The organism is Streptomyces collinus Tu 365, assembly GCF_000444875.1.
GTDB classification, from domain to species: Bacteria; Actinomycetota; Actinomycetes; order Streptomycetales; family Streptomycetaceae; genus Streptomyces; species Streptomyces collinus_A.
Genome location: NC_021985.1, coordinates 1,761,511 through 1,775,960 on the forward strand (window position 1 = coordinate 1,761,511; position 14,450 = coordinate 1,775,960).

The 14,450-nt window shown below is 72.2% G+C and carries 11 protein-coding genes and 1 pseudogene; 4 read left to right on the forward strand and 8 right to left on the reverse strand.

Annotated features, from left to right (window positions below; translation table 11 throughout):
* Positions 1-183 precede the first annotated feature (183 nt).
* Entirely contained in the window at positions 184-621 is a 438-nt protein-coding gene (locus tag B446_RS07295; RefSeq protein WP_020938780.1) for a hypothetical protein, read from the forward strand.
* Between the two features lie 18 nt (positions 622-639).
* On the opposite strand, the gene B446_RS07300 is transcribed toward B446_RS07295, so the two are convergent.
* The 3 genes from B446_RS07300 to B446_RS07315 form a co-directional block, all read right to left on the reverse strand.
* Complete coding sequence (locus B446_RS07300; RefSeq protein ID WP_020938781.1) at positions 640-1,779, reverse strand: phosphotransferase family protein; 1,140 nt, start codon at positions 1,777-1,779, stop codon at positions 640-642.
* Positions 1,780-1,789: 10 nt separating this feature from the next.
* The gene (locus B446_RS07305; protein ID WP_020938782.1) at positions 1,790-2,887 is read right to left on the reverse strand and encodes a hypothetical protein; all 1,098 of its coding nucleotides are present in this window, start codon (positions 2,885-2,887) and stop codon (positions 1,790-1,792) included.
* Between the two features lie 362 nt (positions 2,888-3,249).
* Positions 3,250-4,422: an acyl-CoA dehydrogenase family protein gene (locus tag B446_RS07315; protein ID WP_020938784.1), complete on the reverse strand. Its 1,173-nt coding sequence runs from the start codon at positions 4,420-4,422 to the stop codon at positions 3,250-3,252.
* A 330-nt stretch (positions 4,423-4,752) separates the two neighbouring features.
* Between B446_RS07315 and B446_RS07320 the strand changes: the two genes are divergently transcribed.
* Positions 4,753-5,994, forward strand: a complete 1,242-nt coding sequence (locus tag B446_RS07320; RefSeq protein ID WP_020938785.1) for a glycoside hydrolase family 18 protein — start codon at positions 4,753-4,755, stop codon at positions 5,992-5,994.
* A 95-nt stretch (positions 5,995-6,089) separates the two neighbouring features.
* On the opposite strand, the gene B446_RS07325 is transcribed toward B446_RS07320, so the two are convergent.
* From B446_RS07325 to B446_RS07340, 5 genes are all read right to left on the reverse strand, one after another.
* On the reverse strand, positions 6,090-6,743 hold the full coding sequence (locus B446_RS07325; protein WP_043477851.1) for a TetR family transcriptional regulator: 654 nt from the start codon (positions 6,741-6,743) through the stop codon (positions 6,090-6,092).
* An 80-nt stretch (positions 6,744-6,823) separates the two neighbouring features.
* A complete protein-coding gene (locus tag B446_RS38095; RefSeq protein ID WP_020938787.1) occupies positions 6,824-6,964 on the reverse strand; it encodes an SCO1431 family membrane protein in 141 nt (46 codons plus the stop codon).
* Between the two features lie 130 nt (positions 6,965-7,094).
* Positions 7,095-8,462, reverse strand: coding sequence for a peptidase C39 family protein (locus B446_RS07330; RefSeq protein WP_020938788.1), 1,368 nt, complete (start codon positions 8,460-8,462; stop codon positions 7,095-7,097).
* 212 nt (positions 8,463-8,674) lie between these two features.
* Positions 8,675-10,216, reverse strand: coding sequence for an amino acid permease (locus tag B446_RS07335; protein WP_020938789.1), 1,542 nt, complete (start codon positions 10,214-10,216; stop codon positions 8,675-8,677).
* A 41-nt stretch (positions 10,217-10,257) separates the two neighbouring features.
* Complete coding sequence (locus tag B446_RS07340) at positions 10,258-11,214, reverse strand: hypothetical protein (RefSeq protein ID WP_043474981.1); 957 nt, start codon at positions 11,212-11,214, stop codon at positions 10,258-10,260.
* Positions 11,215-11,468: 254 nt separating this feature from the next.
* Here B446_RS07340 and B446_RS07345 point away from each other — a divergent pair.
* Both B446_RS07345 and B446_RS07350 read left to right on the forward strand, forming a co-directional pair.
* Positions 11,469-12,090, forward strand: a pseudogene (locus tag B446_RS07345) (uridine kinase family protein).
* 431 nt (positions 12,091-12,521) lie between these two features.
* Entirely contained in the window at positions 12,522-14,390 is a 1,869-nt protein-coding gene (locus B446_RS07350; RefSeq protein WP_020938792.1) for an AAA family ATPase, read from the forward strand.
* Positions 14,391-14,450: the final 60 nt, after the last annotated feature.

Genomic DNA, 14,450 nt, shown 5'->3' on the forward strand with positions numbered 1-14,450 from the left:
GGTCACACCGGGTTCGGCACAAAAGCCACCGCACCGGGCACCCAGGAGCGGCATGTGACGAACACCACAGCGGAGGGACGGCCTCCGTGATGGTCTCGTGATTACCACCGGGACCGGGCGGGAAGTGCTTGCTGTGGTCGAGGCCGCAGCGCCGTCACGGCCCAGCCTTAGGGGGAGAATCCCATGCAGAGTGTGAAGCGCCCTGGTCGCTCCGCGTCCAAGCGGCACCAGCCGGTCGTCGAGCCCGAGCCGGAGGGCGTCGAACCCGACGCCTACGACGACGATCTCGACGCCTACGACACCTTCGAGATGTACCGGGTGGTCTGCCCGGACTGCGCCCAGCCGATCGCGCTGCTGGCGGACGAGGAAGTCCTGCCGGAGCACGCGCTGTGCGCCTCGCCGTGGAACCCGTTCGGGCTCACGGTCTGTGCGGGCACGGGCCGCGCGGCGGCCGAGGCCCGCCCCGCCGACGAGACCGTCACCCCCCAGGAGCAGGACACCGCCCTGCTGCTCACGCTCCCCCAGGGTCTGAACTGGCGGACGCAGCCCTTCTCGCACGTCGGCGGCCCGGGCTCGCGCCCGATGCACGTGCCGGTGATGCGCGGCCAGGCCGCCGCCTGAGCCCTCCGCCGGGCCCGCTCAGTACCGGTAACCGCCCCGCACCATGGCGCGCAGACTGTCGTGGTGCAGGATCAGTGTGTCCGGGTCCGCCGGAACGGCGGCCTCGCCGAAGTGCACCTGGCGGTACGCGATGCGCAGCATGACGATCGCGTGCCGCAGGGCGGCGTAGAGGGTGTGGAACTCCATGTCCCGCGGGGTGTGGCCGGTCAGGCGCGCGTAGCGCGCCTCGACGCGGTCGCGGCGCAGCAGGTCCGGCAGTCCGCGCTGTCCCGAGGCCACCGTGAGGTCCTGGAAGAAGCGGTGCAGGTAGACGGTCCAGCCGAGGTCCACCTCGCGCGGGGCGAGGGCCGCCATCTCCCAGTCCAGCACGGCCACGGGGTCGAAGCCGTCGTAGACGACGTTGCCGATGCGTGCGTCGCCCCAGGTGAGGACGGGGGCGCCGGGGTCGCGCGGCCACAGCAGCTCGAGCCGGTCGAACGCGGCCTCGATGAGGGGTGAGCGGGCGCGGCCGTCGACCACCCAGGCGTAGTAGGCCCGTTGGGCCGTCACATGGCGGCGCAGCGCGTCACCTCCGTCGGGACCGCCGGGTTTCCCGGGCCGTCCCGGCGTCGGCGGCTCCCCCGGCGGCGCGAGGAACCCGGCCTCGGCCGCGGGGACCTGGTCGTGCAGCCGGGCGAGCAGGCCCACCGTGGCGGCCTCCAGGTGCGCGCGCTCCGCCTCGCTCGCCGCGTGCAGCCAACTGCCCTCGTAGGTGTAGGGCATGACGTCCGGCGGGACCCGTCCGGCCACCCGTTCCATGACGAAGAACGGCGCCCCGAGCGGCTCCGGGTCCTCCTCCAGCCACAGGGTCCTGGGCACCGGGACGTCGGTACGGGCCGCCACGAGTTCCAGCGTGCGGTACTGGCGGGCCATGTCGTACTCGGGGAAGATGGTGTACGCCGCCGGGTCGGCCGCGAGCCGCAGCGCGCAGGACCGCGCGGGTGGCCGGGGGTGCTCGATGTCGAAGAGCAGCGTCTCGCTGGACATGCCGTTGGACGCCGGCACGGTGACCCCGGTGGCCCGGGCGCCGGGCAGCCGGGTGCCGAGCCAGCGGGTGAGCCGCCGGGCGAGCTCCTCGGGGTCGCGGGTGCTGGTGCGCGGGCGCGGTGCCGCGGTCATCGCTTCCTCCTCACGGTGCGACCGAGTCGAAGCCGGTGAAGCCGCTGGGGTCGTGGCGGCCGAACGAGCCGTGCTCGAAGATGCCGTGGCCCGTGCGGCCGTCCATCCGGAAGCGGGCGGAGTGGTCGGTGACGCCGTAGGCGGCGAGCGGGTGCGGAGCCGTCATGTCGTAGGTGCGGCGGTCCACCCAGCCCCGGCCCCGCCAGGTGCCGTGCTGCCAGTCGTCGGCGGGCGGGTAGCCCGCGCCGACCGCGAGCGGGGAGGAGGTGAGCACCTCCACGTCCAGCTCCAGCGGCTCGCGCGGGCCGCCGAGGTGGAGGACGGCGCGTTCGGGGTGCCTGGTCCCCGGACGGTAGGTGATCTCCGCGTGGGGCCAGCCCAGTTGGCGGTCGCGGTGGCCGGGGCGGACGAGGGTGGCGTCGTTGAGGGAGCGGTGGCCGTCGGCGTCCTCCTGGACGACGACCATCAGGAAGCGGTCCTCGAAGCGGACCGGGCACCAGATCCAGTGGAAGCCCTCGGCCGGGTGCTCCTCGGCGAGCCGGCCGCCGTCCTCCCCCGGTGTCGGGCGCACGCCCCAGCTGCGGTCGCGGGTGCCGGTCCAGTCCCCGGGGGTGACGGTGAAGGTGCGGCCGCCGGCCCGGATCGTGCCCTCGGCGGTGCCCGCCTGGACGAATCGGCGCCCCTCCAGGGTGAGCCGGTCGCCGCGGCGCTGGAGGTGGTGCGGCTCCCACAGGGCGGGGAAGGCCGCGGTCCAGACGAGGTCGCAGGACAGTTCGTCGTCGCAGACCAGCCGCAGTCGCCGCAGGGGCTCCTGGACCTCGATGCGCAGCGGGCCGACGGTGAGCCGCGTCCGGTCCTCGCCGAGTGCGTCGGAGGCGCGGACCGCGTGCAGGGTGCCACCGGTGCGCACGGTGGCGTAGGCGTCGATCACCCCGAGGTTGGGGTACACGCCGAGGCCGAGGACGAGCAGGGCCCGGCCCGCGTGGTCGAAGACGTGGAAGATGCAGCGGTCGTAGGCGTTGCGGTCGCCGGTGGCCACGTGCTTCATGGACAGCGGCACCTGGTGCACGGGGTACTCGTCGAGCGGTACGGGACGGTCGTCGGCCACCTGGACCCCCTGGGACGGATAGCTGACGGTACGTCAGGTGATCGTGGGAGGCCAGAGGGGGAACCGGCCGCCGCCGCGGAACCGGCCGTCGCCGCTGAACTCACGCGCGATTCCGCCGCGCGGTGACCTGCCCGGGCCGCGCCGCGTTGTCCCGGGTATGACCCCCCTGTACTCGGCGACCGGGCGTCAGCGCCGGATCTTCGTGCCCCGGCCCGCGGAATCGGTTCCGCCGCCCGTGCCGCAGGACCCGCCCATCTACCTGGACCTGATGCGCGTCTGGGCCGACCGGGGGCGCACCCTGCCGGGCCGCCACGACCCGGAATGGGTCAGGCTGGCGGCCCCGACGGTCCTCAGGGGGCAGTTCAGCGACCCTCCGGTCCTGCCACGTGACGGGCGATGACCATCCGCTGGATCTGGTTCGTGCCCTCGACGATCTGCAGCACCTTGGCCTCGCGCATGAAACGCTCGGCCGGGAAGTCGGCGGTGTAGCCGTAGCCGCCGAGTATCTGCACGGCGTCCGTGGTGACCTTCATGGCCGTGTCGGTGCAGTGCAGCTTGGCCATGGCGGCCTGCTTGGCGAACGGCCTGCCCGCGTCCCGCAGCCGGGCGGCCGCGAGGTAGAGGGCCCGGCCCGCCTCGATCTGGGTCGCCATGTCGGCGATCATGAAGCGCAGGCCCTGGAAGTCGGCGATGGGACGGCCGAACTGCCGGCGCTGGGTGGCGTAGGCGACCGCCTGGTCCAGCGCGGCCTGGGCCACGCCGATCGCGCAGGCGGCGATGCCGAGCCGCCCGGAGTCGAGCGCGGACAGGGCGATGGCGAAGCCCTGGCCCTCCTCGCCGATGCGCCGGTCGTCGCCGACGCGGACGCCGTCGAAGTGGACCTGGGCGGTCGGGCTGCCCTTCATGCCCATCTTCTTCTCGGGCGCGGCGCCGCTGACCCCCTCGGCGTCGCCGGGCACCAGGAAGGCGGTGATCCCGCGCGGGCCGTCCTCGCCGGTGCGGGCCATCACGGTGTAGAAGTCGGCGATGCCGCCGTGCGTGATCCAGGCCTTGGTGCCGGTGATCACCCAGCCGTCGCCGTCCCGGACGGCCTTGGTGCGCAGGGAGGCGGCGTCGGAGCCGGAGGACGCCTCGGAGAGGCAGTAGGCGCCGAGCAGGCCGCCGCCGAGCATCGCGGGCAGGTGCTCCACCTGCTGCTGCTTGCTGCCGTACGCGGCGAGACCGTAGGAGGCGAGCGTGTGCACGCTGACGCCGAGGCCGACGGTCAGCCGGGCCGCCGCCAGCTCCTCCAGGACCTGGAGGTACACCTCGTAGGGCTGGTCGCCGCCGCCGTACTCGGAGTCGTACGGCAGGCCCAGCAGCCCCGCGTCGGACAGCAGGGAGAAGACCTCGCGCGGGAAACGTCCGGCGTCCTCCTCCTCGGCCGCCTTCGGCGCGATCTCGCGCTGCGCGATCTCACGGACGAGCGCGAGCAGATCGCTCGCCTCTTCCGTGGGCAGTTGACGCTCCACCGGCTGCGGGTCGCGGTCGGACATGGCGTCGCTCTCCTCCCTGTTCGGGCGCATCGGCGGACGTGCGCCTTGGGTGGGGGCGGCTCCGCCTGATCGTTCAGTGGGCCGAGGACACCCGCTCCCGGGTCTCGGAAGCTGCTGACCAGCGGCTGTGCCGTGAGTATGCCCGATCGGCGACCTCCCGTCACCAGTTAACGACCGCTTACTTCAGGAATCCAGCCGGAACCGCGGACACCCCTCGATTGGTCCGCACCATTGACGCATTGGTCTAGTCCTCCTACTGTGCATTACCAACGCTTTACCGCGTTCATGCCAATCGGCGCGCGTTCCCCTCCCCCCACGAGGAGCCACCCGATGCACAGCACTCCCCGCCGTCCCCGCGCCCGTCTCCGGGCGCTGCTCGCCGCCGCCTGTTCCGCCGCCCTGGGGGCCGCACTGCTCGCCGGAGCGGGCACCGCGTCCGCCGCCGCCCCCGCCGCGCCGCAGGTCAAGGCGGGCTCGAAGGTCGTCGGCTACTTCACCGAATGGGGCACCTACGACCGCAAGTACTTCGTGAAGAACGTCGAGACCTCGGGCTCGGCCGCCAAGCTGACCCACATCAACTACGCCTTCGGCAACGTGACCGGCGGCAAGTGCGCGATGGGCGACTCCTACGCGGCCACCGACCGCGCCTACACCGCCGCCGAGTCCGTCGACGGCGTCGCCGACACCTGGGACCAGCCGCTGCGCGGCAACTTCAACCAGTTGCTCAAGCTGAAGAAGAAGCACCCGGGCCTCAAGGTGCTCTGGTCCTTCGGCGGCTGGACCTGGTCCGCCGGCTTCGGCGAGGCGGCGAAGAACCCGGCCGCCTTCGCCCAGTCCTGCTACGACCTGGTGAAGAACCCCAAGTGGGCGGGTGTCTTCGACGGCATCGACATCGACTGGGAGTACCCCAACGCCTGCGGCAACACCTGCGACGCCAGCGGCCGTGAGGCGTTCAGGAACGTCATGGCCGCGCTGCGGTCCAGGTTCGGCTCCGGCAGCCTGGTCACCGCGGCGATCACCGCCGACGCCACCGCCGGCGGGAAGATCGACGCGGCGAACTACGCGGGCGCGGCCCCGTACGTCGACTGGTACAACCCGATGACCTACGACTACTTCGGCGCCTGGGACGCGGCCGGCCCGACCGCCCCGCACTCGCCGCTGAACTCCTACACGGGCATACCGAAGGCGGACTTCCACACCTCGGCCACCATCGCCAAGCTCAAGGGCCTCGGTGTCCCGGCGTCCAAGCTGCTCCTCGGCATCGGCTTCTACGGCCGCGGCTGGACCGGGGTGACCCAGGCGGCACCCGGCGGCACGGCGACCGGCCCCGCGGCGGGCACCTACGAGCAGGGCATCGACGACTACAAGGTGCTGAAGGCCAAGTGCCCGGCCACCGGCACCGTGGCGGGCACGGCCTACGCCAAGTGCGGCAGCGACTGGTGGAGTTACGACACCCCGGCGACCATCGGCACCAAGATGACGTACAAGAACCAGCAGGGGCTCGGCGGCACCTTCGTGTGGGAGCTGAGCGGCGACACCGCGAACGGTGAGCTGATCAAGGCGATCAACTAGGCCGGCACACGGGTGCCGGGCGGTCGGCGCGCGCCGGCCTCCGGGGCGGGAGCGGGGGACCACGAGCCTCCGCTCCCTTCCCGTGCCCGGGGTGGTCAGTCCGGGCGGCGGGCCGGCGGCGGGGCCGGGTGGGACGGATCCAGCTCCTCGACCGCGCGCAGGGCTCCGCCGAGTGTCTTCACCAGCAGCTCGCGCATCGTCTCGCGGGAGAGCGCGGGACGGTCGATCCAGTCCAGGGTGGCCCCTTCGACGCCGCACACCCAGGAGAGCAGGCCCATGCGCGCCGGCGGGGCGATCTCGGTGCGGCCGTAGGCACCCTCGGCGATGGTGGCGATGATCGCCTCGCGGACACCGTCGCGGATGGCGTGCACCTCGGTGTCGAAGCCGACCCCGCCGCTGACGATGGTGCGGTAGGCGGCCTGGTGGTGCTCGGCGAAACGCAGGTAGCCGTCGACCGTGCGGTGGACGCGGTCCACGGCGGGCAGCTCCGCACCGCTCGCGGCGAAGTCGACCAGGTCGGCGACGGAGTCCCGGACGATGGCCAGGTAGTAGCCGCGCTTGGACTGGAAGTAGTAGTAGATCAGCCCCTTGGCGACATGCGCCTGGCGGGCGATGTCGTCCATGGACAGCGCGTCGTAGGACGTGTCGGCGAACAGCCTCCGCCCGATGGCGATGAGTTCGGCACGACGTGCAGCGGAGCGCTCGGTGCCGCGCGCCCGGGTACGGGCGACGGCATCCTGGTGACGCAGATTCACTTTCGACCCTGGTCTGGGAGGTCGGCGGGACCTCCGCAGTATGTCAGGTCATGCGCGCCGGGCCCGGGGCCGGGTCAGAGCAGGCCGAGCCGGGTCACGAGCATCGCGACCACGGCCACGAGCACCCAGCCCAGGACGTGTTCGAGGACCCGGGGGCCGTCCTGGCGGGGCCCGCCGGTACGGACGCGGGCGGCGGTGGCCTGGTGTGCGCTCATGAGTGCTCGCAGAGGTCGGACGGACGGATGATGTCCCCCCACCCGGTGCTCCCCACCGCTCCACCTTGCCACCCGCGTCGGCGTTCGCCGCGGAGACGTTGCTCACACGGGACCGCCCCGGCCGGACCGGTCAGACCACGCCCACCGCCGCGAGCGCCTTGCGCTGCACCGGGGTCGGGTGCGCCGGGAAGTACAGGTAGCAGACCCCGCCGGTGCCGGAGACGACCTTGCCGGAGGCGTTGTAGCGCTTGGTCCGCAGCCAGATGTTCTCGAACTCCCGCCGCAGGTAGACCCGCCGGACCGCGTCGTCGCCCGGCGAGGCCGGGTCGTTGGCGATCACGTCGCCGTCCGCCGTGAAGCCGATCACCGTCATCAGGTGGCCCGAGGTGCCGTAGCCCGCGCCGGTCAGCTCCGTCTTCAGGAAGGACTGGGACGTTATGGCCGGGATGCCGGCCGCGACGAGGGTCTCCAGGTCGGTCAGCGAGGCGAGCCGGGTGACCACGCCCTGGATGTCGTCGAAGGTGGCCGCGTAGGCGGCGTTGAAGGGCCAGTTGCCGCAGCCCTCGTACTGGAAGTCGTAGGTGTACCGGGCCGCGTGGTCCACCTGTGGGTCGGCGTAGGACGGGTCGACCCAGGACAGCTGCTGCGGGGTGAGCCGGCCGCCCCAGTACTCGACGATCATCTGCGAGGAGGTCGGGCTGCACCAGGCCTCGCCGCCGTTGTCGTACTCCGGGTACTGGCCCTTGTGGATCTCCTGCGAGTAGCGCGGGACGGCCAGCTCCCGGTCGAGGCCGGGCGCGGAGGCGGGGACGGTGAAGCGGTCGGGGATGTCCGAGCCCATGACGCCGAGCCGCCAGACCGTCGGGGTCAGCGTGGTGCCGGGCTTGCGGTAGAGCGTCAGGCGCAGCCGGTAGGAGGCCAGGCGCAGGCCGCTGCCGGCGTCGTCGATGGCGAAGGTGTCGGTCCAGATCGAGCTCTTGCCGTCGCTCTGGTCGTCCACCGAGGTCCGCTTGATGTCCTGGTCGCCGGCCGCCCAGCGGCCCATCACGTACCAGGGGGTGTCGGTGCCGTCCGAGTAGCCGCCCTGGAGTTCCACCTGGATCCAGGTGCCCGCGGGGGTGTGCGCGTTCCAGGAGGCGATGGCCTCGGTCGCGGGCACGGCGAGCCGGTGGACCGGCGCGGTCCACGTCGCGAACTCCCAGGTGGCGGTGGTGCCGGTGTGGGGGTCGGTGTAGTCGGTGCGGCCGGCCACGGTGCCGATCTCGACGCCGGGGCGGCGGCCGGCGACCACCCGGACGCCTGCCGCGGTGCCGCAGCGCCAGTCGTGGCTGGTCGTCCAGGAGTGGTAGTCGATGGGCCGCAGGGGCGCCTCGGCGGGGTCGGCGTCGGCGGCCGCCCGTGCGGTGCCGGCGGTCGCGGGAACGGCCCCCGTGGCGACCGCGGCGGCCACCGCGGCGGTGAGGACGGTGCGGCGGGACGGCTGCTGGGCTCTGCTCATGGGCGCGGTTACCCCCAGGTGTCCGGGTCGGGGCCGGTGCGGTGCGTGGCTGTGGGCCAACTATGGAGGAGACGCCATGCCCCTGCCAGCACTTCGGCGCACGGCGCGCCACCAATATTGGTCTGGCCCAGTGGAGGAAAGCGCGAGGTCGGACCGTACCGGGCCCCGGCGCACGGCTCGTCGGCCGCGCGCCGGGGTCTGAGCCGCGGGCGTCAGATGAGGTCCATCGCGGCGACCTCGTCGGGACGGCCGTAGCTGACCGGACCCTGGAAACGGCGGCGGGCGGTGGCGAACCACCAGACCGTGGCCACGAGGAGGACGACGGCCAGCGCGATCGGCGCGTAGTTGAAGGAGTCGACGGTGATCGGCGAGGCCTGCGGCAGCATGAACAGGACGCTGCTGAGCAGGATCCAGATCACCGCGAGCCAGCCGATCGGCCGGCCCCAGCGGCCCAGGTGCCAGGGGCCGGGCCGGAACCCGTCGCCGAGCCGCAGCCGCAGGAAGATCGGCACGGCGTAGGCGAGGAAGAGTCCCACCACGTTGACGCTGACGATGGCGGTGAAGGCCGTGTGCGACCACCAGCCGGGGACGACGAGGCCGAGCGAGCAGGCCACCGCGAGCCACACCGCCTTGACGGGCGTACGGGTGCGCGGGGAGACCGAGTGCCACCAGCGGGAGCCGGGCATGGCGCCGTCCCGGGAGAAGGCGAAGATCTGCCGGGTGTTGCTGGTGAGGTTGGCCAGGCCGCAGAAGAGCATGGCGCCGATCACGATGAGGAGCATCGCCTTGGCGGTGCCGAGGCCGAGGCCGTCGATGAGGATCTGGACGGGCGGCGCGGAGGAACCGGCCACCTTGGCGTAGTCGCTAATGCTGTAGACCAGTGCGAGCATCAGGATCAGGCCGGTGATCGCCGAATAGCCGATGGCGCGGGTGATCCCCTTCGGCGCGTTGACCGTCGCCTGGACCGTTTCCTCGGACATGTGGAAGCTGCCGTCGAAGCCGGTGAAGGTCCAGCTGGTGACCAGCAGTCCGAGCATGCCGCCGTAAAGCCCGCTGGAGAAGCCGGTGTTGTTCACGAAATGTGTCACGAAGGACGCCGACTGATGATGGTCCGGCATCACGATGAGTGCGCTCACGATCACCACCAGTCCGATCAGCAGCCACCAGACGGAAATCCGGTTCAGCAGGGCGACGAGCTGGACGGTGTAGGTGTTGGCGAGGCCCTGCAGCACGATGATCAGCGCTGTGATCAGCACCGTCTGGTGCACGGTCGGCCGGTACGAGGGCCACTGCAGGGCGACGAACGCCTGGACGAAGGTCGCCGCCGCATAACCCGTGGCGGCGGTGCCGCCGATCTGGCCCACGAAATTCAGCCAGCCGGTGAACCAGGACCAGGCGCCCTTGTGCCGCTTGGCGAGCTTCCCGGCGGAGAAGTACAGCGCACCGCTCGTCGGATAGGCGGAAGCGACTTCCGCCATGGCCGCGCCGATGAACAGCACCATGACGGAAACGCCTATCCAGCCGAACACGAGAATACGGGGTCCGCCCGCGTTCATGCCGTAGCCGAAGGACGAGAAGATACCCGAAAGGATATTGATGATGGTGAACGAGATCGCGAAATTGTCGAACGCCTTGAAGCGTCGGGTGAGTTTCCGCGGATAACCCATGGCGTGCAGGGTCGCGTCGTCGTCGAGCGCGACCGGGTCCGCATCACCACGGGACTTCGCCCGTGGCGCCGATGTCCGATCCGACACAGTTCGGCCTTTCTCTGGTGGGGGGCAGGGCACGTGCGCGGTCAGGCGGGTCCCGGGACGGGCAGGCCGCAGGCCCGGCGCGCCCTGGAGAGCTGCTCGGCGGGGTCGCCGAAGGCGCTCCAGGGCATGCGTGAGGCGTACGGGCCCATCGCCGTGAACACCGCCCGGGCCTCGAACTCGCGCTGGGCCATGACCAGCGCGTGCGCGAGGTAGGCCAGGTCGAGCACCGGGGTGAAGCGGTAACCGGTCGCCCTCGGCAGCCAGTGGTGGTAGATCGCCAGGGCGGTGGAGCGCCACTGGGGCTGCTCCCAGACCCGGTCGGCGAGCAGTTGCGTGGGGTTGTAGCTCTCCACCAGGGCCACCAGCGGCAGCAGCCGCAGGACGGAGTCGGCGGGCGCCCGCTGGCTGAGGAACGCGGCCACGTCCCAGGCCGCGTTGACCGAGCCGCCGTGCCGGGTGAAGAAGAACGACAGGAAGCGGTGGTGCCCCTCGCGGTGCCAGGGGTCGAGCGACAGGATGTGCGAGAACAGCCGCCAGGGCCCGGGCGGAGCGGTCAGCAGCCCGTGCGGTGCGGGATCGCGCAGCCGGTGCAGCCGGGCCATGGCCAGTCGGGCGACCCAGGGCGTGGGGTCCTTCGGCGCCACGGCGGCCGCCCGGTCACAGGCGGTCAGGGCGATCCGCTCCAGCGTCTCGGCCCGCTCGTCGCGGTCGTCGGCGGCCCGGATCGCGCGCTGCACCGCGACGCGGGCCCACATCAGCGTGGACTCGGGCCCCGGCTCCTCGGCGAGCCAGCGTTCGACCAGGTCGCTCCCGGCGGCCTCGGAGGCCAGCACCAGCGAGCGGTGGGCCCGCAGCGGGAAGTCGGAACGCGTCTCGGCGAGGGCTTCCTGCGCGTATCGATAACGCCCGGCGCGCACATCGACGCATACGCTCGCCAGGACGCGGTCGTCGGCCGCCGGATGCCAAACATAGTGCCCTTCGAATAACTCCGCGGCCATGTCCCCCTGTCCGTCCCCGTTCGATGTGTGCGTGGTCGCGCAGGAGGCACCTTACTCAGCAGCGGAGGCACCGGGAACGCCGAATTTCACATATCGGTCAACGGATCGGGAACGAATATCCCTTTGATTGACCGGAGGTCAGCCAGTGGTTCAAGAAGTGACGTTTCCGGGGCCGCCGGTCCGGTCCCTATGGGCCGCTACTAGACTGTTTGCGGGAAAAGGCCCCCACACCGCACCACACCTCAGGAACCGTCATTCACGACCTCGCCGCCCGGCTGCGCCGGCTCCCCCCGTCCTGCGGACCCGTCCGGCTGGTCGCCGTGGACGGCCACGCGGGCTCCGGGAAGTCCACGTTCGCCGCGCGGCTGGCCGCCACGCTCGGCGGGGCACCGGTCCTGCGCCTGGACGACATCGCCAGCCACGAGCGGCTCTTCGCCTGGACGGACCGGCTGATGAGCCAGGTGATCACCCCCTACTCCCGCGGCGAGGACGCGCGCTACACGCCGTACGACTGGCGCGCCCGGACCTTCGGCCCGCCGCGACCCCTGCCGTCCGCTCCCGTGGTGCTGCTGGAGGGGGTCGGCGCCGGACGCAGGGCACTGCGGCCGCATCTGGCCCGGCTGCTGTGGATGGAGCTGCCGCGCGAGGAGGCCTGGGCGCGCGGCCGGGCCCGGGACGGGGCGGAGCAGCGGGAGTTCTGGACCGGGTGGGTCGAGGCGGAGCGGGCGCACTTCGCCGCGGACCCCTCGCGCCCCCATGCGGACCTCCTGGTGCACCAGACACCGCAGGGGTACGAGGTGCTTCCGGGGCCCGCCGGCGAGGCTTGGACCGGACCAGTTCCTCACCCAGGGTGACGGGCCGTCCGTGATGTGGTGAACCCGTGAAGACCCCTGCGGGGGAACTTCTTTGACTGCTCCGGGGACGCTTGACCCGGGGACCGTGCAGGTCTTACGTTCTCAATGTGCGGCCCTGCGGAGCCGCCCGAAGACGCGAAGCCCCCGGTTGTTCCCCCGTGATCGGGGGCTTCGTTCTGCCCTCAGGGCCCCTTTTCCGCCGCTTCGCGCGCCGATCCGCTCACCCTGTGTCACCTCACGGTGCGCGCCCCGTCTGCTCCCACCTCGTCGAACGGCCCGTGCGGCACCCTACGGCGCGCGGTGCTCCCGCGGGTACGATGCCTTCGGTGCGACCTTCGAGCGGCTGCCCCGCGCACCGGCAACTCCGGTCCGCGGCACAGCGGTTCGACCGCGGCGGCCGCCGGGCGCCTGCCCGGCGGTGAACCAACGGGGGCACGGTCTGTGGGGGACGTGATGGACTTCGGCACGCAGGGCCCCGAGGCCCCGGCCGACCTCGCCTGGCTGCGAGGCGTGGACGCCTACACGATGGGCGCCTACCCGCAGGCCGAGGAGGAGTTCCGGGCTGCGGCCCGGCTGGACCCGGGGATGGCGGACGCCTGGCTCGGGCTGCACGCCCTGCGGGTCGACACGACGACCGCGCTGCTGCGGATGTTCCGGCACCGCGAACGCTTCGGGGAACAGCGCGCCCGGCACCGCAGGACCCTCAACTCGTGGTACTGGCTGGGCTGGTGGGTGCAGCCGGTGCTGGAGAGCCCGCGCGACCTGCTGCTGGCGCACGCCTCGCACTGGCTGGACGGCCGGCACGTGCCGGAGCTGGACCGGGCGCTGGCCGGGCTGCCGCCGGTGGACACCGACCCGCAGGTCCGCTTCCTGCACTCCTGCCGTGCCTACCTGGTCAAGGACTGGGACCAGCTGGTCCGGCACACCGACCCGCTGCTCGACGACCAGCTGCTCGGCATCGAGGCCGGCCTGTTCGGCGGGATGGCCCGGGTCAGGCTGGAGATGTACGGGCAGGCCGAGCCGCTGCTGTCGGCGGCCCTGATGCGGTGCCGCAGCGAGCAGCCGCAGCGCAAGGAGCTGCGCTACTGGCTGGCACGGGCGCACGAGGGGACCGGGCGCAGCGCCGCGGCGCTGCCGCTGTACCGGGCGGTGCACCGGGTCGATCCCGCCTTCATGGACACCGCGGCCCGGCTCGCGGCGATCGCCGAGGGCGACGGCTACGACGACTCCGCCGACCTCGCGGCGATCACCCTGACCGGTACCGGGGCCGACGCGGTGGACGGGCCGGACACCCTCGATCCCCTCTTCGGCACCGAGGGGCGCGACCTGCGGCTGTCCGAGCCGGACCTGCCGACCGGACCGCTGCCGTCGGTGCCCGGTCCCGCGGTGCGCCTGAAGAGCGGGATGCCGTCCTCGTCCTGGCCGCTGCCGGGGGGCCCGACCGACTCGGTGTTACTCGAGGAGGCGCTCGCCGAACTGGAGCGCATGGTGGGGCTGGAACCGGTCAAACGGCAGGTCAAGGCGCTGTCCGCGCAGCTGAACATGGCCCGGCTGCGGGCCGGGCAGGGGCTGCCGGTGCAGCCGCCGAAACGGCATTTCGTCTTCTCCGGGCCGTCGGGGACCGGCAAGACCACGGTCGCCCGGATCCTCGGCCGGGTCTTCTACGCGCTGGGACTGCTCGGCGGTGACCATCTGGTCGAGGCGCAGCGGGCCGACCTCGTCGGCGAGTACCTGGGACAGACGGCCGTGAAGGCCAACGAGCTGATCGACTCCGCGATCGGCGGGGTGCTGTTCGTGGACGAGGCGTACTCGCTGTCCAACTCGGGCTACGGCAAGGGCGACGCCTACGGGGACGAGGCGCTGCAGGTGCTGCTGAAGCGGGCCGAGGACAACCGGGACCACCTCGTGGTGATCCTGGCCGGCTATCCGGAGGGCATGGACCGGCTGCTCGCGGCCAACCCCGGTCTGTCGTCCCGTTTCACCACCCGGGTCGACTTCCCCTCCTACCGGCCGTCGGAGCTCACCGAGATCGGCAAGGTGCTCGCGGCGGAGAACGGGGACCTCTGGGACGAGGAGGCGCTGGAGGAGCTGCGCTCCATCGCCGGGCACGTGGTCGACCAGGAGTGGATCGACGAGCTGGGCAACGGGCGCTTCCTGCGCACGCTGTACGAGAAGAGCTGCGCGTACCGGGACCTGCGGCTGTCGGGGTGTCCGGGGGCGCTGTCCCGGCAGGACCTGGCGACCCTCAGGCTGCCGGACCTGATGCAGGCGTACGGAGAGGTGCTGTCGGGGCGCGGACCGCAGGACCCGTCGGCCCTGTGAGCACCGTGCGCCCCCGAGGGGGCGCACGGGCGGGCCGACGGGTCCTGCCGGGCTCGCGCG